Origin of the sequence: Photobacterium sp. WH24 (assembly GCF_019204055.1) — a bacterium.
GTDB lineage: Bacteria > Pseudomonadota > Gammaproteobacteria > Enterobacterales > Vibrionaceae > Photobacterium > Photobacterium arenosum.
This window is the reverse complement of sequence record NZ_JAGSOZ010000004.1, coordinates 198,199-219,243: the sequence shown is the minus strand read 5'-3', so window position 1 is coordinate 219,243 and position 21,045 is coordinate 198,199. Positions and strand designations below refer to the sequence as shown.

20 protein-coding genes are annotated in these 21,045 nt (G+C 48.3%); 12 read left to right on the top strand and 8 right to left on the bottom strand.

Features of this window, described 5'->3' with window-relative positions:
* Together nagA and nagB are read right to left on the bottom strand one after the other, a co-directional pair.
* Window positions 1-1,137, bottom strand: coding sequence for an N-acetylglucosamine-6-phosphate deacetylase (nagA, locus tag KCG43_RS07220; protein ID WP_218384126.1), 1,137 nt, complete (start codon window positions 1,135-1,137; stop codon window positions 1-3).
* 16 nt (window positions 1,138-1,153) lie between these two features.
* Window positions 1,154-1,954, bottom strand: a complete 801-nt coding sequence (gene nagB / locus KCG43_RS07215; RefSeq protein WP_192014834.1) for a glucosamine-6-phosphate deaminase — start codon at window positions 1,952-1,954, stop codon at window positions 1,154-1,156.
* 255 nt (window positions 1,955-2,209) lie between these two features.
* Here nagB and nagE point away from each other — a divergent pair, with 255 nt between their 5' ends.
* Together nagE and glnS are read left to right on the top strand one after the other, a co-directional pair.
* On the top strand, window positions 2,210-3,700 hold the full coding sequence (gene nagE / locus KCG43_RS07210; protein ID WP_218384125.1) for an N-acetylglucosamine-specific PTS transporter subunit IIBC: 1,491 nt from the start codon (window positions 2,210-2,212) through the stop codon (window positions 3,698-3,700).
* Between the two features lie 168 nt (window positions 3,701-3,868).
* On the top strand, window positions 3,869-5,530 hold the full coding sequence (gene glnS, locus KCG43_RS07205; RefSeq protein ID WP_192014836.1) for a glutamine--tRNA ligase: 1,662 nt from the start codon (window positions 3,869-3,871) through the stop codon (window positions 5,528-5,530).
* 80 nt (window positions 5,531-5,610) lie between these two features.
* Here the strand turns inward: glnS and fur are convergent, their stop codons facing one another.
* Window positions 5,611-6,060, bottom strand: a complete 450-nt coding sequence (fur, locus tag KCG43_RS07200) for a ferric iron uptake transcriptional regulator (protein ID WP_192014837.1) — start codon at window positions 6,058-6,060, stop codon at window positions 5,611-5,613.
* 202 nt (window positions 6,061-6,262) lie between these two features.
* Here fur and KCG43_RS07195 point away from each other — a divergent pair, with 202 nt between their 5' ends.
* Window positions 6,263-6,781, top strand: a complete 519-nt coding sequence (locus tag KCG43_RS07195) for a DUF4442 domain-containing protein (RefSeq protein ID WP_192014838.1) — start codon at window positions 6,263-6,265, stop codon at window positions 6,779-6,781.
* 46 nt (window positions 6,782-6,827) lie between these two features.
* Here KCG43_RS07195 and fldA read toward each other — a convergent pair whose 3' ends face one another.
* The 3 genes from fldA to KCG43_RS07180 form a co-directional block, all read right to left on the bottom strand.
* The gene (fldA, locus tag KCG43_RS07190) at window positions 6,828-7,355 is read right to left on the bottom strand and encodes a flavodoxin FldA (protein ID WP_192014839.1); all 528 of its coding nucleotides are present in this window, start codon (window positions 7,353-7,355) and stop codon (window positions 6,828-6,830) included.
* A gap of 210 nt (window positions 7,356-7,565) precedes the next feature.
* Window positions 7,566-7,787 (bottom strand): DUF2788 domain-containing protein, encoded by a 222-nt coding sequence (locus KCG43_RS07185; protein WP_027252641.1) that lies wholly within the window; start codon window positions 7,785-7,787, stop codon window positions 7,566-7,568.
* Window positions 7,788-7,852: 65 nt separating this feature from the next.
* The gene (locus KCG43_RS07180) at window positions 7,853-8,632 is read right to left on the bottom strand and encodes an alpha/beta fold hydrolase (RefSeq protein WP_192014840.1); all 780 of its coding nucleotides are present in this window, start codon (window positions 8,630-8,632) and stop codon (window positions 7,853-7,855) included.
* Window positions 8,633-8,733: 101 nt separating this feature from the next.
* Between KCG43_RS07180 and seqA the strand changes: the two genes are divergently transcribed.
* Together seqA and pgm are read left to right on the top strand one after the other, a co-directional pair.
* A complete protein-coding gene (seqA, locus tag KCG43_RS07175) occupies window positions 8,734-9,276 on the top strand; it encodes a replication initiation negative regulator SeqA (protein ID WP_192014841.1) in 543 nt (180 codons plus the stop codon).
* 41 nt (window positions 9,277-9,317) lie between these two features.
* Window positions 9,318-10,964 (top strand): phosphoglucomutase (alpha-D-glucose-1,6-bisphosphate-dependent), encoded by a 1,647-nt coding sequence (gene pgm / locus KCG43_RS07170; protein WP_192014842.1) that lies wholly within the window; start codon window positions 9,318-9,320, stop codon window positions 10,962-10,964.
* 71 nt (window positions 10,965-11,035) lie between these two features.
* Here pgm and KCG43_RS07165 read toward each other — a convergent pair whose 3' ends face one another.
* Window positions 11,036-11,869 carry a DUF1853 family protein gene (locus KCG43_RS07165; protein ID WP_192014843.1) on the bottom strand — a complete coding sequence of 278 codons (834 nt, stop codon included), beginning with the start codon at window positions 11,867-11,869 and terminating at the stop codon, window positions 11,036-11,038.
* A gap of 124 nt (window positions 11,870-11,993) precedes the next feature.
* On the opposite strand from KCG43_RS07165, the gene KCG43_RS07160 reads away from it, so the two are divergent.
* Complete coding sequence (locus tag KCG43_RS07160) at window positions 11,994-12,200, top strand: DUF2517 family protein (RefSeq protein ID WP_218384123.1); 207 nt, start codon at window positions 11,994-11,996, stop codon at window positions 12,198-12,200.
* A 165-nt stretch (window positions 12,201-12,365) separates the two neighbouring features.
* Window positions 12,366-13,124 (top strand): Nif3-like dinuclear metal center hexameric protein, encoded by a 759-nt coding sequence (locus KCG43_RS07155; protein WP_218384121.1) that lies wholly within the window; start codon window positions 12,366-12,368, stop codon window positions 13,122-13,124.
* An 81-nt stretch (window positions 13,125-13,205) separates the two neighbouring features.
* Here the strand turns inward: KCG43_RS07155 and KCG43_RS07150 are convergent, their stop codons facing one another.
* Window positions 13,206-14,495 carry a citrate synthase gene (locus tag KCG43_RS07150; protein WP_192014846.1) on the bottom strand — a complete coding sequence of 430 codons (1,290 nt, stop codon included), beginning with the start codon at window positions 14,493-14,495 and terminating at the stop codon, window positions 13,206-13,208.
* 417 nt (window positions 14,496-14,912) lie between these two features.
* Here KCG43_RS07150 and sdhC point away from each other — a divergent pair, with 417 nt between their 5' ends.
* From sdhC to sucA, 5 genes are all read left to right on the top strand, one after another.
* On the top strand, window positions 14,913-15,293 hold the full coding sequence (sdhC, locus tag KCG43_RS07145) for a succinate dehydrogenase cytochrome b556 subunit (RefSeq protein ID WP_027252634.1): 381 nt from the start codon (window positions 14,913-14,915) through the stop codon (window positions 15,291-15,293).
* Complete coding sequence (sdhD, locus tag KCG43_RS07140) at window positions 15,287-15,634, top strand: succinate dehydrogenase, hydrophobic membrane anchor protein (RefSeq protein WP_046219395.1); 348 nt, start codon at window positions 15,287-15,289, stop codon at window positions 15,632-15,634. Before sdhC ends, sdhD begins: the two co-directional genes overlap by 7 nt.
* Window positions 15,635-17,401: a succinate dehydrogenase flavoprotein subunit gene (sdhA, locus tag KCG43_RS07135; protein ID WP_192014848.1), complete on the top strand. Its 1,767-nt coding sequence runs from the start codon at window positions 15,635-15,637 to the stop codon at window positions 17,399-17,401.
* Window positions 17,402-17,414: 13 nt separating this feature from the next.
* Complete coding sequence (locus KCG43_RS07130) at window positions 17,415-18,128, top strand: succinate dehydrogenase iron-sulfur subunit (RefSeq protein ID WP_027252631.1); 714 nt, start codon at window positions 17,415-17,417, stop codon at window positions 18,126-18,128.
* Window positions 18,129-18,229: 101 nt separating this feature from the next.
* A complete protein-coding gene (gene sucA, locus KCG43_RS07125; protein ID WP_192014849.1) occupies window positions 18,230-21,043 on the top strand; it encodes a 2-oxoglutarate dehydrogenase E1 component in 2,814 nt (937 codons plus the stop codon).
* The last annotated feature ends 2 nt before the right edge of the window (window positions 21,044-21,045 follow it).

The window sequence follows — 21,045 nt, the reverse complement described above, 5'->3', positions numbered from 1 at the left end:
TTATGTTTGCTCGTATTTTCCGTTAACCACTGTCGCCCGGACACGGAAATCACGATCAAAAACTGCCAGGTTAGCCACCATGCCTTTTTTGATAGCCCCCAGTGTCTTATCCATACCTATGGCACGGGCAGGGTAAAGGGTGGCCATGCGAATCGCTTCGTCCAGGGCAATACCTACATGTTCAACACTGTTTTGAACAGCTTCAATCATTGTCAGGGCTGAACCGCCGAGTGTGCCATTTTCATCAACACACTTGCCATCGCGGTAATATACTTTCTTACCGACAAAAATAAAGTGATCTATGTCTGCTCCTGCCGGTGCTGTTGCATCTGTAACCAGAATTAATTTTTCCTTTTTAATTCTGTGGGCTATGCGAATATTGGCGTAGTCGACATGAAAGCCATCGGCGATGATACCTGTGTATACCTCAGGCGTATCATAGATGGCACCCACCATACCAGGCTCGCGGCCAGCAATGGGTGTCATGGCATTGAACAGATGGGTGGCAAAAGTAACGCCGGCGGCAAACCCTTTTCGTGCCTCTGCATAGGTCGCATTGGTGTGTCCTGCGGACACGACAATGCCAGCCTCTGCGAGTCGCTCAATGTGCTCTGCCGGGGTTTGCTCCGGTGCCAGTGTCACCTTGGTTATGATGTCAGCGTTCTCGCAAAGTGTAGCGATCATGGCCTCATCTGAGCGCCGGATATGCTCGACACTGTGGATGCCTTTCTTCATGACATTGAGATAGGGGCCTTCCAGATGCAAACCCAGAGACTGGTGTTGGTAGTGCTTTTCGTAATCACGCGCTGCAGCGATCGCAGCTTTCATATCCTCATCAGAAGAGGTGATGAGCGTGGGCAAAAAACTCGTACAACCTGATTTCAGGTTTGCCAGATGCATGGTCTGTATGGTGTCTGCAGTGATTTCGTCATTAAACATCACTCCACCACAGCCATTAAGCTGAAGGTCGATGAAGCCTGGAGACAGGTTTGCTCCGTCAAGATCCTGAGTGGGCATATCGGCAGGTAGCTCTGCCTCAGGACATACAGCGTGAATGTTCACTCCGTCAATAATAACAGCGTGGTTATCCAGCACATCGCTACCTGTAAAAATGCGGCAGTTGGTCAGCGCGTACATGAACACTTCCTATCAGTTAAAGGTGTTTGATGTTTTCTGCTTCCAGTTCCTGGAAATAGCGAACGGTTTTCACTTTCAGTTCCTGTGTGGCAGGGGCATCGCACACAATCAGTGATTTCGGATGCAATTGCAGCGCAGAGACAGTCCACAAATGGTTTACACAACCCTCTACAGCAGCTTCAAGTGCCTGGGCTTTGTTATGGCCTGTCACCAGTATCATCACTTCTTCCGCGTCCAGCAGTGTGCCAACCCCGATAGTCAGTGCGTATTTAGGCACTTGTGTTATATCACCATCAAAGAATCGGGAATTGGCGATGCGGGTATCTTCGGTCAGGGTTTTGATACGTGTACGGGAGGCCAGTGAAGAAGCCGGCTCATTAAACGCAATGTGCCCGTCGTTGCCAACACCACCCATGAATAGATGGATCTTGCCGAATGATTTAATCTTATCTTCATAACGCTTACATTCTGCTTGGTGATCGTCCGTGTTACCGTTCAGCAGATTGATATTTTCTTCCTGAATATCAATGTGGTTAAAGAAGTTGTTAAACATGAAGCTGCGGTAGGACTCCGGATGGTCTGAGGATAGGCCAACGTACTCATCCATGTTGAATGTCACCACATGTCTGAAACTTACTTCGCCTGCATTATAAAGCTCAATCAGACGTTTGTAGGTGGTCAGAGGGGTACCGCCGGTGGGCAGACCTAGTACGAATGGACGGTCTGCGGTTGGTTTAAATTTGTTAATACGATCAACAATATAGCGTGCTGACCACAAACCAACTTCGTTCGCGTTGTTCAGTGGGATAAGTCTCACGGTAACACCTCGTTGCTAGAAAAGAATACTTGAGAATTTTAGCGGTATATCGCCTTTCTTTCGAATAATAAAATAAGTTTTATGACCGGGCTAGCAAAATCGCTCAAACCCGCCAAATGCTGGTGATTAGGATCACAAATGATAAGGTTTTAATTTGCGGGGCGAAATTAAAGGCATACACTGCAACTTACTTAATCGGGTAGCTAAAATAAGTTATCTCAACCGCATCTAAGAAAACCATAGGGGGAACTAAGGGTGAATATTCTTGGATATTTTCAGAAAGTAGGTAAGGCTTTGATGGTGCCGGTCGCCACGTTGCCTGCCGCCGCAATACTCATGGGTATAGGTTACTGGATTGATCCGAACGGCTGGGGTGCCAACAGTGCACTGGCAGCTTTCCTGATCAAAGCCGGTGGCGCGATTATCGACAACATGTCTGTACTGTTTGCTGTCGGTGTCGCATACGGTATGTCAAAAGATAAAGATGGTGCAGCAGCACTTTCCGGTTTCGTTGGCTATCTTGTTGTCACCACTCTTTGTTCTCCAGCGGCCGTTGCTCAAATTCAGGGTATCGACCCAAGTGCTGTTCCTGCGGCATTCGGTAAAATTGAAAACCAGTTCGTCGGTATTCTGGTAGGTATCGTCTCGGCTGAGCTGTATAACCGTTACTCAACGGTTGAACTGCACAAGGCACTGGCTTTCTTCAGTGGCAAACGTCTGGTGCCTATCCTGACATCCATTGCCGGTATCTTCCTGGCCTTTGTCCTGATGTACGTATGGCCTCACGTCTACGGCGGTCTGGTTCACTTCGGTGAAGGTATCCAGGGCCTGGGTGATGTAGGTGCGGGTCTGTACGCCTTCTTCAACCGCCTGCTGATCCCTGTTGGTCTGCACCATGCACTGAACTCAGTATTCTGGTTCGATGTTGCGGGTATTAATGACTTGCCGAACTTCCTTGGTGGCGCTAAGTCTATTGCTGACGGTGTAGCTGTACCTGGTCAGACAGGTATCTACATGGGTGGCTTCTTCCCTATTATGATGTTCGGTCTGCCTGGTGCGGCACTGGCTATGTATCACACAGCTAAACCTGAGAACAAAGAGAAAGTCGCGTCTATCATGATTGCCGCTGCCTTCGCTTCATTCTTCACAGGTGTTACTGAGCCTCTGGAATTTGCCTTCATGTTCCTGGCGCCAGCACTGTATGTGGTTCACGCCGTTCTGACCGGTATCTCTGTATATATCGCAGCCAGCATGCAGTGGATTTCCGGCTTCGGTTTCTCTGCCGGTATGGTTGATATGGTACTGCAATCGAAAAACCCGCTGGCAACTCAATGGTACATGCTGATTGTTCAGGGCCTGGTATTCTTTGCGATTTACTATGCGATCTTCCGTTTCGCTATCGTGAAGTTCAATCTTAAAACACCGGGTCGTGAAGATACTGATTCAGATGAAGTGCTGGCTTCTGGTTCTCAGGAAACTGGTGAGCTGGCAAAACAATATCTGAAAGCCCTGGGTGGTCACGGCAACCTGGAAAATATTGATGCCTGTATCACTCGTCTGCGCCTGACACTGAAAGACAGCAGTCTGGCTGACGAGAAAACACTGAAAGCACTGGGTGCTATGGGTGTTGTGAAATTAGGTTCAAATAACCTGCAAGTTATTCTTGGCCCACTGGCTGAGATCGTTGCCGGTGAGATGAAGAAAATCCCGGCGTCAGAAGACCTGTCTGCAGTTAAACTGCCATAATAGACAGTTAATCTGATAGCGAAAGATAACTGAAAGTGAGGCCGGCCCGTCAGGGTCGGCTTTTTTTTGCCCTAATCATGATTCAATGCACACTAATTGTTGAGTCATGACCTGTATTTGTGGATCATAACAGGTTCGAAGATCCTTTTAGCGCACGAGGTGTAATTGATGAGTGAATCTGAAGCTCGTCCAAGCAATTTTATCCGCCAGATTATTGATGCGGATTTAGCCAGTGGTAAGCACACCAGCGTCCACACACGTTTTCCGCCTGAGCCGAATGGTTACCTGCATATCGGCCATGCGAAGTCTATCTGCCTGAACTTTGGTATTGCTCAGGATTACCAGGGACAATGTAATCTGCGTTTTGATGACACAAACCCAGAAAAAGAAGACATCGAATACGTAGAGTCGATTAAGAAAGACGTAAACTGGCTGGGCTTTGAGTGGAGCGGTGAGATTTGCTACTCATCTAACTACTTCGATCAGCTGTATGGCTACGCTTTGGAACTGATCAACAAAGGCCTGGCGTATGTTGATGAACTCACACCAGAAGAAATGCGTGAGTATCGCGGCACGTTGACTGAGCCGGGTAAACCAAGCCCCTATCGTGACCGTCCTGTGGCCGAGAATCTGGCGCAGTTCGAGAAAATGAAAAATGGCGAAGTCGAAGAAGGCAAAATGTCGCTTCGGGCCAAGATTGATATGGCATCGCCGTTTATGGTTATGCGTGATCCTGTGCTGTACCGCGTACGCTTCGCAACTCACCATCAGACAGGTGATAAGTGGTGCATCTATCCGATGTACGATTTCACCCACTGTATCTCTGATGCGCTGGAAGGTATTACGCACTCGCTGTGTACCCTGGAATTCCAGGACAACCGTCGTCTGTACGATTGGGTGCTGGATAACATTACTATTGAGTCTCAACCTCGTCAGTATGAATTCAGCCGCCTGAACCTGGAATATACAGTCATGTCCAAGCGCAAGCTGAACCAGCTGGTGACTGAACAGCTGGTTTCAGGCTGGGATGATCCTCGCATGCCGACAATTTCGGGCTTACGTCGACGTGGCTTTACGGCTGCTTCTATTCGTGAGTTTTGTCAGCGTATTGGTGTCACCAAGCAGGACAATACCATTGAGATGAGCTCTCTTGAATCGTGTATCCGTGACGATTTGAACGAGAACGCACCTCGGGCCATGGCCGTGTTGGATCCGGTGAAGTTAGTGATCGAAAACTTTGGTGATACGGAAATTCTCACCGTGGGTAATCATCCTAATAAACCCGAAATGGGTGAGCGTGAAGTGCCATTTAGCCGTGATCTGTACATTGAACGTGAAGATTTCCGTGAAGAAGGCAATAAGAAGTACAAGCGTTTAGTCTTGGGTAAAGAAGTACGCTTACGTGGTGCGTATGTCATTAAAGCCGAGCGGGTTGAGAAAGATGCCGACGGTAAGATTACCACTATTTTCTGTACCTATGATGCTGATACGCTGGGTAAAAATCCTGAAGATGGCCGCAAAGTGAAAGGCGTGATTCACTGGGTGTCAGCAGAAAAGGCACTGCCTGCTGAAATTCGCCTGTATGATCGTTTGTTCACTGTACCTAACCCGGGTGCAGCAGAGGACTTTGCTTCGACGATTAACCCGGATTCACTGATCGTGATGAATGGTTTTGTCGAGCCGAGCCTGGCAGCAGCTGCGCCTGAGCATGCATTCCAGTTTGAACGTATGGGCTATTTCTGTGCGGATAACAAAGATTCATCGGCTGAGCACTTAGTGTTCAACCGAACTGTGGGTCTGCGTGATTCATGGGCAAAAATTGCAGACTGATGGACTCAGATTGTGATTTGATTGTTGCCTGATCTAAAAAAACCAGCCATATGGCTGGTTTTTTATCGATGTAAGCGTGATTATTTATTTTCGTTGTGCAGGCTTTCATCTTTATTACAATCACCGGCAGTGCAGTGACCATACAGATAAAGGCTGTGGTTGGTCAGACGTATGTTATAGCGTTCGGCGACCTGCTTCTGACGATCTTCAATAATATCGTCAGAGAATTCAATGACTTTACCACAGTCCAGGCAAACCAGATGATCGTGGTGGTGCTGGGTAGACAGTTCAAATACCGACTTGCCACCTTCAAAATGGTGACGGGTGACAATTCCTGCATCATCAAATTGGTTCAGCACTCGGTAAACAGTGGCCAGGCCAATCTCTTCACCAATATCGATCAACTTTTTGTATAAATCTTCGGCACTGATATGTTGGCACTCAGGATTCTGAAGTACTTCCAAAATTTTCAGACGCGGAAGTGTGACTTTTAATCCTGCTTGTTTAAGTGCTTGGTTGTTATCTGACATTCGAGTTTCCTTTGGCTAGCCGTAACAGGAAAATGGAAGGTTACGGTAGTCTTTCTCATATCTGTTCATTATAAGTGACGACAGCACAACAATAAACCTTAATGCTTAATGGGTCTAGGAAAGTTGTGACTTTTATTCGCCTGATATAAATGTTAAAAAGGCATACTATACTCATCGTACCAGATCATAAGGACGCGTTGGTGTGAATAAGTTCTATAAGCCCGGTATCGTAAAATTTGCGCTCAATATCTGGCCACCTTTCTGGGGGGCTGGCATTCGAATCCTGCACATCAGTGAAGATTTCCGGCATGTGGAAATTTGCCTGAAGTTGAGATGGTGGAATAAGAATGCCAACAGGACCCAGTATGGTGGCAGTATTTTTTCACTGACCGACCCTGTTTATGCCTTGATGCTGATGGGTATCCTCGGGAAAGAGTATTTTGTCTGGGATAAACAGGCCGAAGTGAACTTTCTTAAGCCTGGCCAGACAGATTTGAAAGCGGTGTTCACTATCTCAGATCAGTGTATTGAGGATATAAAACGCTCCACTGCCAGCGGAGATAAATATTTTCCTGAATTTGTCGTCAATGTTGCTGATAGCAAAGGTGAGGTAGTTGCCCAAGTGAAGCGCGTGCTTTATGTACGTAAGAAACCACAGTACCGGAATGCAGAGCTTGAAGAAGGTGAAAACTGTTCGAGTGAGTGTGTCAGTGAGCAATAAAAAAACGCGCCTCGGCGCGTTTTTAACAACCTAGCGGTTAGATCAGTCAGTCAGCCAGCTCGGCCAGACACATTTCTTCGTAAATTTGCTTAACCCATTTCTCGACGCGCTCGTCAGTCAGCTCAGGCTGACGGTCTTCATCGATACACAGCCCAACAAAATGTCCATCGTCTACCAATGCTTTTGATGCTTCAAACTCATAGCTTTCTGTTGGGAAGTGGCCAACGATGATGGCGCCGCGGCCTTCAACGATGTCACGCACTGTGCCCATGGCGTCGCAGAAATACTCGGCGTAATCTTCCTGATCACCACAGCCGAAAATAGCGACCAGCTTGTTTTCGAAATCAATGCCTTCCAGTTCAGGGAAGAAATCGTCCCAATCGCACTGTGCTTCGCCGTAATACCAGGTCGGGATACCCAGTAGTAACAGGTCGAAATTTTCAATGTCTTCTTTGCTGCTTTTAGCAATGTCTTTGACTTCAACCAGATTTTTACCCAGTTGCTTTTGGATCATTTTAGCGACGGCTTCTGTGTTACCAGTGTCGCTACCAAAGAAGAGTCCTACACTCGCCATAGTAGAGATTACCCGTGTTTTAGTTGTTGACCGCCAACAGACAGGCTGGCGATTTACATAAATTGAACAGGCTGCCAGTTAATTCTAGCGCTGACTGAATGCCTGATAATAACATTTGTCGATGACTCTGGCGTCAGTTAAGGGAGAAAAACCTTTATAATTAGTCTTCTCATTACGCTTTCTGAGCCAGCTAGCAGGCGTTAGCGGATATTATCCTATCCCTACGCCTTCCATTGTCATCTGAATCACACCTTTCGATATGAATCCAAAGCACCCTAAAAACAAGACCAGCCAGACGATTTTTCGACCAAATGGAGGCACATTGCCTTGCTTGAGGACATCTTTGATCGCCATACCAATGAAAAAGAAGATGGCCGCGAACAATAAATCAAGTCCGACTGACTCCAGCAGGTCCATGTGCTCGTATAACATCTGTTTCTCCTTCGCAAGAGCAGACTTGCATCCGGCGCGCACTATAGCACAGTGAGCAGTGCGTGTTAATTGTTAGGCTGTGTATCCTTCTCTAAAAAACTGAGAATGATACGGTTTACCGTGTCAGGTTTCTCGGCATGAAGCCAGTGGCCGGTATTCGCTACCATATGGGCCTTGGCGTGCGGGAACTGGCTGGCAATGTGTTCGCGGTGCTCTGCCAGAATGTATTCTGAATCCTGACCTTTAATGAATAATGTTCGGCCAGAGAAGGGCGATACAGCTGACCAGCCCATGATGGTGCTGTAGTTATTGATGAGAGCATTGACATTGAACCGCCACTGAAAAGATTCTTGCTCTTTATACAGAGACTTGAGCAGGAACTGGCGTACACCGGGCTCCATAACATGCTGCGATAAAAGCTGCTCAGCCTCTTTCCGGCTGGTGACTGTTTGTTGGTTGACAGCTTTAAGACCGGCGAACACATTTTGGTGGCGGTGGACCTGATAAGCTACTGGTGCCATGTCGAGCACAATCAGATTTTCGATCCGCTCTCCAGCCAGTTCGGTCATTGCCATTGCCACTTTGCCGCCCATGGAATGACCAATCACACTGAAATCTTGGATCTCGAGTTGATTGATCACATCAACCACATCTTGTGCCATCTCTGAATAAGTGAAGTGCTCACTATGCGGAGAACGGCCATGGTTGCGCAGATCAAGACTAATGACTTGATACTGTTCTTTGAGCACTCTGGCGAGCAGGCCGAGGTTGTCCGCACTGCCAAATAAGCCATGAATAAGAACGACCGTCTGGCCTTGACCCTGAATTTGATAATGAAGATTCACAGACTATTTCTCTTGTTGTTAACGCTTTGCCGTAGAGTATACCTTCGCTTCACGTTATAATCTCACGGTGATTTTTTAACGGAACGATAATGAACACTACGATGAAAACTATTGAGGTAGACGAAGAGCTATATCGTTATATTGCCAGCCAGACCCGGCACATTGGTGAAAGCGCGTCAGATATTCTGCGTCGTTTATTGCTGGAGGACTCCAATAGTCAACCTGTCATGCCAGCACGCCCTAAAGCTGCGCAAGGCATTGTGGTTAGCAAAGATGCAGGCAACTTGCCACAGTCGGAAGACAGGGTCAAAGCCATGCGCTCGCTGCTGATTTCTGATGAGTTTGCTGGTCAGGAAAGGGCCATTGGCCGTTTTATGCTGGTGCTGTCTACGCTCTATCGTATCGATCCTCAGGCTTTCACCGATGCGACGGCGATTAAAGGTCGAACCCGCATTTATTTCGCTGACAGTGAAGAAAAACTGTTGAACAGCGGCAAGACGACTAAACCGAAAGCCATTCCTGAAACGCCTTTTTGGGTGATCACCAATACAAATACCGACCGTAAACGTCAGATGATTGAACAGCTGATGCAAAAAATGCAGTTCACACAAGATATTGTAGAAAAAGTTTGCGGTGAAATTTAATTGTCGCTGATGCGGCTTTATTGACGTACAAGGATATGTTGATGGCGATCCATCCTCGTGCCGGGCTGCAAGCCCGGCAAGAAGACATGCATAACATTCCGGCTCTTGTGGCCAATTATTTTTTGATTGAACCCGATCATTCCAATGTTGCCCAGCGTGTAGCGTTCGGTACCTCAGGCCATCGTGGCTGTGCCGATAAGGGAACCTTCAATCAACATCATATCTGGGCAATCGCTCAGGCTGTTGCCGATGTTCGCCGTGAGCAAGGTGTTACCGGACCGCTGTTTTTAGGGAAGGATACACACGCCTTATCTGAACCGGCGCTGCTTTCTGCCCTGCAAGTGTTGGTGGCCAATGGCGTAAATGTGGTACTGCAGGCGGAGCAGGGTTACACACCCACGCCGGGTATTTCTCATGCCATTCTGACATTTAACCTCTGTCATGCTGAGAAGGCCGACGGCATAGTGATCACGCCTTCACATAATCCTCCGCAGGATGGCGGCATTAAATATAACCCGCCTCATGGTGGGCCGGCTGAAGGGGCAATTACTACAGCTATTGAAAACCGGGCTAACCAGTTGATTGCCGAAGGCTTAGCGTCAGTGAAGCGGGTGAGCGTTTCTGAGGCTTTGTCCAGCCAATGTGTGACGGAGCAGGATTTAGTTAAGCCATATGTGGCTGATCTTGTTAATGTCATCGACATAGCCGCGATTCAAAAAGCTAAGCTGAAGCTGGCGGTCGATCCTCTGGGTGGATCCGGGATCGAATACTGGCGCGAGATAGGGCGTCACTATAACCTGGATCTAACACTGGTTGATGAGTCTGTGGATCCGACGTTCCGCTTTATGAGCCTGGATAAAGATGGCGTGGTGCGGATGGATTGCTCGTCACCTTATGCGATGGCTGGCTTGCTGGCGCATAAAGACAGTTATGCTCTGGCCTTTGGTAATGACCCTGATTTTGACCGTCACGGGATTGTGACGCCGGACGGTCTGATGAATCCTAACCATTTCCTTGCGGTCTGCATCGACTATTTGTACCGTCATCGACCTGACTGGAATGACAAGGTGGCCGTGGGCAAAACACTGGTTTCCAGTGCGATCATTGACCGCGTTGTGGCTGATCTGGGACGTGAACTGTGTGAAGTACCAGTGGGTTTCAAATGGTTTGTTGATGGCCTGTACAGTGGTGAGCTTGGCTTTGGCGGTGAAGAAAGTGCGGGTGCATCCTTTTTGCGCAAGGATGGTACACCCTGGTCAACCGACAAAGACGGTATTTTACTCTGCCTGTTAGCGGCAGAAATCACTGCGGTGACAGGTATGAACCCGCAACAGTATTATCAGACCTTAACCGAAAAGCATGGTGAGTGCTGTTACAGCCGATTGCAGGCCGTAGCAAACAGCGCGCAAAAAGCCGTGTTGACCAAACTGTCTCCTGAAATGGTGAAGGCTGACACCTTGGCTGGTGATACCATTACAGCCCGTCTGACCCATGCGCCAGGTAATGGTGCTGCAATCGGTGGGTTGAAAATTACCACTGAGAATGGCTGGTTCACGGCGCGACCTTCAGGTACTGAAGAGATTTACAAGATCTACTGTGAAAGCTTCAAAGGCGAAGCGCATCTTCGCCAGATAGAAGATGAAGCGCAGAAGATTGTCAGTAACGTCTTTTCGAACGCGGGTCTGTAAGCCATCTCCGTTTGACAACCCGTAGCCTTTGCTGCGGGTTTTTTATTGCCCATTGATTGGCTTCTGAACGGTCACGAAACCGGCTGCCGATAATGCTTGTGCTTGTCTCGGTTGTGTAGTGGCCAGTGGTCAGGAACAATGAACCAGACCTGATTGTCATCAGCAATACCCTGAGTCGGAACCGTGATAGCCGAAGATGCCATCAGAGCTGACATTGATGAATAGCAGGGGGGGGTTAGCCAGTCTCTCTTGGTGAGGATTTTTAACGATAATTCTTCTGCCTGACTCTGGAAACACCAAAGCCCTTTATTAACATCAGGATTGATGGGCAAGGCGGAACCTGACTCTTCATTCCGGAAGTGATCGAAAAGTCTCCCCTGTACAATCAGTCGCTGACAGGAAGGCTGACCCAGCGATCTGGCATACTGATCTTTGTAAGCCTGATGCTGAGTCATTGCTAATTGGTGCTGAACCATTTTATTGATTTTATTATCCAGGTTATCCGCTGAGTTTGGCCCCAGCCATTGCTGTTGATAAGCCAGATAAAACTTAATGGCCACTTCCCAGTGTTCTAATTGCTTAGATTGTTTATTAAACACCAGAAAATCAATGGCCCCCAGCGTGCGCTTTGCTTCGTGCAACTGTATCTCTTCTCCTACAAGGTCAAAATCGGGGTGGTGACTGATGAGTTGCTGCCACAGCCACTGGTAATAAAAACCGAGTCTTTGGTTACCTTCGTACTGCGCTTTCGCCGGGATGATTGCTCTGTCTCTGAACCTGCCCAGCCACGCATCATTGACCTGGTAGTCTACGCCTTGTGTCAACACCGGCATGTTCAGCACATTGCGAAAATGCCTGATGTTATCTCTGTGTTCTTTTGTTACATTTTCGTTGATATTATTCATTAAATTAAGTCTTAATCTGGATTTAACTTGCTTTTAACAACAAAATACAAAATAAAAAGTAGTAAAATTTCAAAAATACGCTAAAGTGTAGAGGTATGACCAGTTGGTTGCTCAGGAGGCTATCATGTTCACCCCTTTATCTACTCAACAAATCATTGTGCGCCGTACCTGCGTTGTGATGGCAGGCGTGCTGAGTTTTCCGGTTATGGTATTTATGCCTGCGTCTGTAAAATCACGTGCTTATAGTTATCTGCATAAAGTCTGGTTGAAAACCAGTACCAAGCCGGTTTGGCTGCAGCACTCTGAACAAGGTGCACAAGAGCTATATTGAATCTGTCGTCAATGAATAGCTTACTGGTATCACAGATGAAATGCTGCCTTTGGCAGCATTTTTTGTCGCTATTTACTCGCTTTATGCCCCCGCTTTTTCGTTCCTGCTGGTTCTGTTGCTCCCGAGTTGGTTAAAATACCAGTAACAGCTCAAAAGGAAGCAAGCATGAACAACCTCAAACTCGAATCATTGTTAAATACATTACTGAGTCCGCACTTAATCAGAGATTACTGTCCGAATGGACTGCAAGTCGAAGGCCGCTGCGAGGTACAAAAAATTGTAACCGGTGTGACTGCTTGTCAGGCATTAATCGATCAAGCCATTGAAATGAAAGCCGATGCTTTGCTGGTTCATCATGGTTACTTTTGGAAAAATGAACCTTCGGAAATTCGCGGGATGAAATACCGACGAATTAAAGCATTGATCGAGAATGGCATTAATCTTTATGCTTATCATCTGCCTTTGGATGTCCATCTGGAACTGGGAAATAATGCTCAGCTCGCCGATCAACTAGGCATAAAGCATCTGGGGGGCCTGGAGTCTGGCAATCCGCATCCTGTTGCAGTTTACGGAGAATTTCCAACGGTGCTTACTGGTGAACAACTCGCTGCGCGTATTGAGAAGGTGCTTAATCGCAAACCCTTACATATTGGCGAAAGTGGTCCTGATCTGATCAAAACTGTGGGTTGGTGTACCGGCGGTGGTCAGGATTTTATCGATCTCGCTGTTGCACAGGGTCTGGATGCCTATATTACGGGTGAGGTGTCAGAGCGGACGGTACATACGGCGCGGGAGCAGGGAATTCATTTCTTCAGTGCGGGACATCATGCGACCGAGAGGTACGGTGTTGAAGCTTTGGGTGAATGGCTGGCTGATGAGCATCATTTTGATGTCTCCTTTGTGGATATTGATAATCCGGTGTAACCCAACAAACGGATGAAACAATTAAAAAAGGTTGAGCATCAGCTCAACCTTTTTGTTTTATGTTAGCAAGTTATTAATCAATCACTCACGCTCGTGAAGCGGTTGGAAATCGCGTTGCTGATGACCGGTATACAGCTGACGCGGACGACCGATACGGTTGTTTGGATCACTGTGCATTTCATTCCAGTGTGCGATCCAGCCGATAGTACGAGACATTGCAAAGATAACGGTAAACATAGAAATTGGGATACCGATAGCTTTCAGAATGATACCTGAGTAGAAGTCCACGTTCGGGTACAGTTTCTTCTCAACAAAGTACTCATCAGACAGGGCAATACGTTCCAGCTCCATCGCGACATCCAGCAGTGGATCCTGGATTTTCAGCTCTTGCAGCACTTCGTGACAAGCTTCACGCATTACGGTTGCACGTGGGTCATAGTTCTTATACACACGGTGACCGAAGCCCATCAGACGGAACGGATCATCTTTGTCTTTGGCGCGTTCGATGAACTCTGGGATATTCTCCACGCTGCCAATCTCTTCAAGCATGCGCAGACAGGCTTCATTGGCACCACCGTGAGCTGGGCCCCAAAGCGAAGCGATACCAGCTGCAATACACGCAAACGGGTTAGCACCTGAAGAACCTGCCAGACGTACGGTAGAGGTAGACGCATTCTGCTCATGATCGGCGTGCAGGGTAAAGATTTTATCCATAGCGCGAGCAACTACCGGGCTGACTTCATATTCTTCACATGGTGTTGCAAACATCATGTGCAGGAAGTTTTCAGCGTAATCCAGATCGTTACGAGGGTAGATAAACGGCTGACCAATAGAGTACTTGTAGCACATTGAAGCCAGAGTCGGCATTTTTGACAGCAGGCGGAATGCAGTGATTTCGCGGTGCTCGTCGTTATTGATGTCCAGTGAATCATGGTAGAAGGCTGCCAGCGCACCGACAACACCACACATTACTGCCATTGGGTGAGCATCGCGACGGAAACCGTGGAAAAAGCTTGCGATTTGCTCATGCACCATAGTATGGCGGGTTACAGTTTTGCGGAATTGCTCATACTGGGCGCGGGTAGGAACTTCGCCGTATAGCAGAATGTAACAGACTTCTAAATAATCAGCGTTATTAGCTAATTGGTCGATTGGATAGCCACGGTGAAGCAGCACACCTTTCGCACCATCAATGAAAGTAATTTGAGATTCACATGATGCAGTAGCTAAGAAACCTGGGTCGAAAGTGAAATAGCCAGATGCGCCGAGTTTACGAACATCCAGTACTTCTGGACCTAGTGAGCCCCCGAGAATCGGCAGTTCGACCGGTGCTTTCCCTTCAATATGAAGAGTAGCTTTCTTGTCTGCCATAACAATCTCCTTTGTTATTTTATAATCCTAATCCGAAATCGGATGTGCCGTCTTTGTACAGCTCGGTCATGTTGTTGTCAATTCCTCTTCTCGGGAGTGTGCGCTTGTTAATAACTTTAAGTAAAAGCGGGTCAATATCTCAAACCGTGTTAGAGGTCATGTAACGGGGTTTGTAATTGATTGTTGCGAGGCGTATACTCGGCCGCAGGTCTCTGGTTCTGCCATCGCCAGAAACAATGATAAAGTTATTAGTAATATTAGCTACTTAGCTGAAACGACTTTTGCTTTGCTGTACATACACTTGTGCTATGTAAATGTAGCACAGTTGTTGTGCCTTTGTTGCGCTTGTTTTGGCGTACGCATACCGGAGGTTTTATAAAAATAAAACGCTTCTATGGAGCTGAGTGGGCAAAGACCGTGAAAGTTAACAAGCCAAGACCTGTCAACCTCGACCTACAGACGATACGCTTTCCGCTGACTGCGATTTCGTCAATCCTGCACCGTGTATCGGGCGTGATCACATTTGTTTCCCTTGCCATCCTGCTGTGGCTACTGAACCTGTCTCTTTCCTCTCCCCAAGGATTTGCTGAAGCCGCTGACATCGTTGACAGCTTCTTTGTCAAATTTATCCTCTGGGGTGTGCTGACAGCACTCTTCTATCACATTGTTTTGGGTATCCGTCACCTGATCATGGATATGGGATATTTTGAAGAGCTGGAATCTGGCACCACAAGTGCGAAAATCAGTTTTGCAATTGTGGCGGTTCTGTCTGTGTTTGCAGGAGGCCTGGTATGGTAAGCAACGTTTCAACTATTGGACGTAATGGTGTTCACGACTTTATTCTGATTCGTGCAACCGCAATTATCCTCACTCTTTATACCATTTATATGGTGTGCTTTTTCGCTTTTGGCCCTGAGCTGAATTTTGAAACCTGGACAGCGTTCTTTTCAAAACTAAGCACAAAAGTCTTTACTATGCTGGCGTTGGCCTCCGTTCTGATTCACGGTTGGATTGGAATGTGGCAAGTACTGACTGACTACATTAAACCTGCCTTTTTACGCGCTGGTCTGATGTTTGCAATTGTCGCTGTGCTTTTTGTTTATCTGTTATCTGGTTTCTTTATTGTGTGGGGTGCGTAAGTGAGCATTGCAGTTCGAGAGTTTGATGCCGTAGTAATCGGCGCTGGTGGTGCAGGTATGCGTGCTGCACTACAAATTTCTGAGCAGGGCCTGAAATGTGCCTTGCTGTCTAAAGTGTTTCCTACCCGTTCTCACACCGTATCTGCGCAGGGCGGTATCACAGTTGCGTTAGGTAACTCGCATCCGGATAACTGGGAATGGCACATGTACGACACGGTAAAAGGGTCGGACTATATTGGCGATCAGAATGCCATCGAATACATGTGTAAAAATGGCCCGCAGTCAGTCATTGAACTAGAAAAAATGGGTCTGCCTTTCTCCCGTTTTGATAATGGTCGTATTTATCAGCGCCCGTTTGGTGGCCAGTCAAAAGAGTTCGGTGGCGAGCAGGCCGCGCGTACAGCCGCAGCAGCAGACCGTACCGGTCACGCTTTACTGCACACGCTGTATCAGCAAAATGTTAAGCATAAGACCACGATTTTCTCTGAGTGGTATGCGCTGGATCTGGTGAAAAACCAGGACGGTGCCATTTTGGGCTGTACCGCGCTGTGTATGGAAACCGGTGAAGTCTGTTACTTCAAATCCAAGGCCACAATCCTGGCAACAGGTGGTGCAGGCCGTATCTATCAGTCAACCACTAACGCACACATTAATACCGGTGACGGTGTCGGTATGGCATTGCGTGCGGGTGTACCCATGCAGGATATCGAAATGTGGCAGTTCCACCCAACCGGTATTGCCGGCGCCGGTGTACTGGTAACTGAAGGTTGTCGTGGTGAAGGTGGCTACCTGCTGAACAAAGACGGTGAGCGTTTCATGGAACGCTATGCACCCAACGCGAAAGATCTGGCGGGCCGCGACGTTGTTGCCCGTTCAATGATGGTGGAAATCCGTGAAGGCCGCGGTTGCGATGGCCCATGGGGACCGCACATCAAACTGAAACTGGATCATCTGGGTAAAGATGTTCTGGAATCTCGTTTGCCAGGCATTCTTGAACTGTCGCGTACCTTTGCGCACGTCGATCCAGTGAAAGAGCCCATTCCGGTGATTCCAACCTGTCACTATATGATGGGTGGTGTACCGACTCAGGTTTCCGGACAAGCCATTAAGCAAAACGCAAATGGTCAGGACGAAGAAGTTCAGGGTCTGTTTGCCTGTGGTGAAATTGCCTCTGTGTCTGTACATGGTGCAAACCGCCTGGGCGGTAACTCCCTGCTTGACCTTGTTGTATTTGGTCGCGCGACCGGCTTGCATCTGGGTGAGACCCTAGCGGCTCAGGCAGAAGCACGTCCGGCCACAGAATCAGACATTGAAGCCTCTCTGACTCGTCTGAACCGTTGGAACAGCACGCAAAAAGGCGAAGATCCGGTACAAATCCGTAAAGATCTGCAATCTTGCATGCAAAACAACTTCTCAGTATTCCGTGAAGGCGAAGCCATGGCTGAAGGCCTGAGTCAGCTGAAAGAAATCCGCGAGCGTTTGAAAGAAGCACGCTTGGATGACACATCCAGCGAATTCAACACACAGCGTATCGAGTGTCTGGAACTGGATAACCTGATGGAAACCGCCTATGCGACGGCAGTAGCGGCTAACTACCGTACAGAAAGCCGTGGTGCTCACGCCCGTTTTGACTTCCCAGAGCGTGATGATGCTAACTGGCTGTGTCACTCTATTTACAACCCAGAGACAGAGCAGATGTCCAAGCGTGATGTAAATATGACACCAGTACATCGTGACGCATTCCCGCCTAAAGCGCGGACTTACTAAGGGAGGTAACAACATGAAACTGAATTTTTCGATTTACCGTTATAACCCTGATGTAGATAACGCGCCGCACATGAAAGGGTATACGCTGGAAGTGCCTGAAGGCTCTGACATGATGGTTCTGGATGCCCTGATTCTGTTGAAAGAGCAGGATCCATCGCTGTCTTTCCGTCGTTCATGCCGTGAGGGTGTTTGCGGTTCTGATGGTATCAACATGAATGGCAAGAACGGCCTGGCCTGTATTACCCCGCTGTCGGCGTTGATGAATCAGAAAACGATCGTGATTCGTCCGTTGCCGGGTTTGCCTGTCATTCGTGACCTTATCATTGATATGGAGCAGTTCTACACCAACTATGCCAAGGTGAAGCCGTTCCTGATTAATGACAGCGAGCACCCGCCTGCGCGGGAAAACCTGCAGTCTCCGGAAGAGCGTGCGCATCTTGATGGCCTGTACGAGTGCATTATGTGTGCCTGTTGCTCGACCTCATGTCCGTCATTCTGGTGGAACCCGGACAAGTTTATCGGTCCTGCAGGCTTGCTGGCGGCGTACCGTTGGTTAATCGACAGTCGTGATACGGCAACTGAAGAGCGCTTATCCGATCTTGATGATGCATTTAGCGTGTTCCGCTGCCACAGCATCATGAACTGTGTCAGCGTGTGTCCAAAAGGGCTCAACCCGACGAAAGCAATCGGCAATATCCGATCTATGTTGCTTAAACGTTCGGTGTAAATCTATAGAATTATCGATATGCCAGCAGAGCAATTTGCTGGCTTTTTAGCCCGGCGTAACAACCGGTGCAAGTGGCGATAACAAGTGGTTAAGGGAAAAAAATGCAGAACGGCGTTATGAAGGCTTGGCTTGAGTCTTCACATCTGGCTGGCGCCAACGCAACTTATGTAGAAGACCTCTACGAGTTGTATCTAAGCGACCCAGAATTAGTTGACGAAGAATGGCGTCACGTTTTTAGTGAACTGCCTGTTGTGAATGGTGTTGTCGTTGAGCAGCCGCATTCGCGTGTTCGTGATTACTTCCGGCGTTTAGCGAAAGAGACGACCTTTTTAAGTGCTAACGTCAGCGATCCTGATGTTGATGTCAAACAGGTTAAGGTACTGCAGCTTATCAACGCATACCGTTTCCGTGGTCATCAGCATGCAAACCTGGATCCGCTGGGATTATGGCAGCAGGAACGTGTTTCGGACCTGGATCCTGCGTTTCATAATCTCACTGCGGAAGATTTTGACCAAAGCTTCAATGTCGGTTCATTTGCCGTAGGCAAAGAGACAATGAAGCTTTCTGAGATCTATGAGGCATTGAAAAACACCTATTGTGGCTCAATTGGTGCTGAGTACATGCACATTACTGATACCGAAGAAAAACGCTGGATTCAGCAGCGTCTGGAATCAGTCGTCGGTAAAGGCGCGTTTACTCAGGAAGAAAAGCAGACATTTTTGGATGAGCTGACTGCGGCCGAAGGTCTGGAGCGTTATCTGGGGGCGAAATTCCCAGGGGCAAAACGTTTCTCACTGGAAGGCGGTGATGCGCTTATCCCTATGATGAAAGAGCTGATTCGTGCAGCCGGAAAAAGCGGTGTTCGGGAAGTAGTGGTGGGAATGGCCCACCGTGGTCGACTGAACATGCTGGTGAACGTTCTGGGTAAAAAGCCTCAGGACTTGTTCGATGAATTTGCCGGTAAGCATGGCGAATCATGGGGAACCGGTGATGTGAAATACCACCAGGGCTTCTCTGCTGATTTCGCGACACCAGGCGGCGATGTGCATCTGGCCCTTGCCTTTAACCCCTCTCACCTTGAAATCGTTAACCCGGTTGTTGTCGGCTCTGTTCGCGCACGTCAGGACCGCTTGGGTGACAAAGACGGTTCCATGGTACTGCCAATCACTATTCACGGTGACTCAGCAATCGCGGGTCAGGGTGTAGTAGCTGAAACCTTCAACATGTCCCAGTCCCGGGGTTACCGTGTTGGTGGTACGGTACGCATTGTGGTGAACAACCAGATTGGTTTCACTACGTCTAATCCGATGGATACCCGTTCAACGCAGTACTGTACTGATATCGCTAAGATGGTGCAGTCGCCGATATTCCACGTTAATGCTGATGATCCTGAAGCGGTTGCTTTTGTGACTCGTCTTGCGCTGGATTACCGCAATGAATTTAAGCGTGATGTGGTTATTGATCTGGTCTGTTACCGCCGCCATGGTCACAACGAAGCGGATGAGCCGAGCGCGACTCAGCCACTGATGTACCAAAAGATCAAAAAACACCCAACTCCACGCAAGATTTACGCAGATATTCTGGTTGACGAGAAGAGCATAGACGCTGAAACGGCGACTGTACTTGTCAATGAATACCGTGATGCACTTGACCGCGGCGAATGCGTGGTGAAAGAGTGGCGTCCGATGAAACTGCACTCAGTGGATTGGGCTCCGTACCTGGGCCACGACTGGACCAAAGAATGGGATCATAAAGTTGGTCGTCAGCGACTGCATGAACTGGGTCAGCGTGTTTGTCAGTATCCTGAAAGCCACAAACTGCAAAGCCGTGTACAGAAACTGTATAACGATCGCCAGTCTATGGTAGCGGGTGAGAAAGGTGTCGACTGGGGTATGGCCGAAACGCTGGCCTATGCAACTCTGGTTGATGATGGTCATCGCATCCGTATTACGGGCCAGGATTCCGGACGTGGTACTTTCTTCCATCGTCATGCGGTGCTGCATAATCAAGGTGATGCCAGCACATACATGCCTTTGGCGAACCTTCATGACAAACAAGGTCCGTTCCAGGTTTTCGACTCTGTGCTGTCAGAAGAAGCTGTATTGGCCTTTGAATATGGCTATGCCACGGCAGAGCCGGGTGGCCTGACAATCTGGGAAGCTCAGTTCGGTGATTTTGCGAACGGTGCTCAGGTTGTCATCGATCAGTTCATCAGTTCTGGTGAGCAGAAGTGGGGCCGTATGTGCGGTCTGACTATGTTGCTGCCGCATGGCTATGAAGGCCAGGGCCCGGAGCACTCCTCTGCGCGTCTGGAACGTTACCTGCAGCTGTGTGCTGAACAAAACATGCAGGTTGTGATTCCTTCAACGCCGGCTCAGGTTTACCACATGATTCGTCGTCAGGTGCTGCGCCCGATGCGTCGTCCTCTGATTGTCATGTCGCCTAAATCACTACTGCGTCATCCGCTGTGTACTTCAACTATGGATGACCTGGCTGAAGGTAATTTCCTGCCTGCCATCGGTGAGATTGATGCGCTGGATCCGAAACAAGTGAAACGTGTTGTACTGTGTTCAGGTAAGGTGTATTACGATCTGCTGGAACAACGTCGCAAGCGTGAGCAGACGGATGTCGCCATTATCCGAATTGAACAGCTGTACCCATTCCCGAAAGAGGATGTGGAAGCTGCACTGGCTGATTATCAGCATGTGACTGACTTCGCATGGTGTCAGGAAGAGCCGCAAAACCAGGGTGCCTGGTACAGCAGCCAGCATAATTTCCGTGCTGCCCTGCCTGCAGGCTCGCAACTAGCTTATGCCGGCCGCCCAGCGTCAGCTTCACCTGCCGTTGGTTATATGTCAGTACACTTGAAACAACAGAAAGCGTTGATTGATGACGCACTGAACACAGAACAATAAAC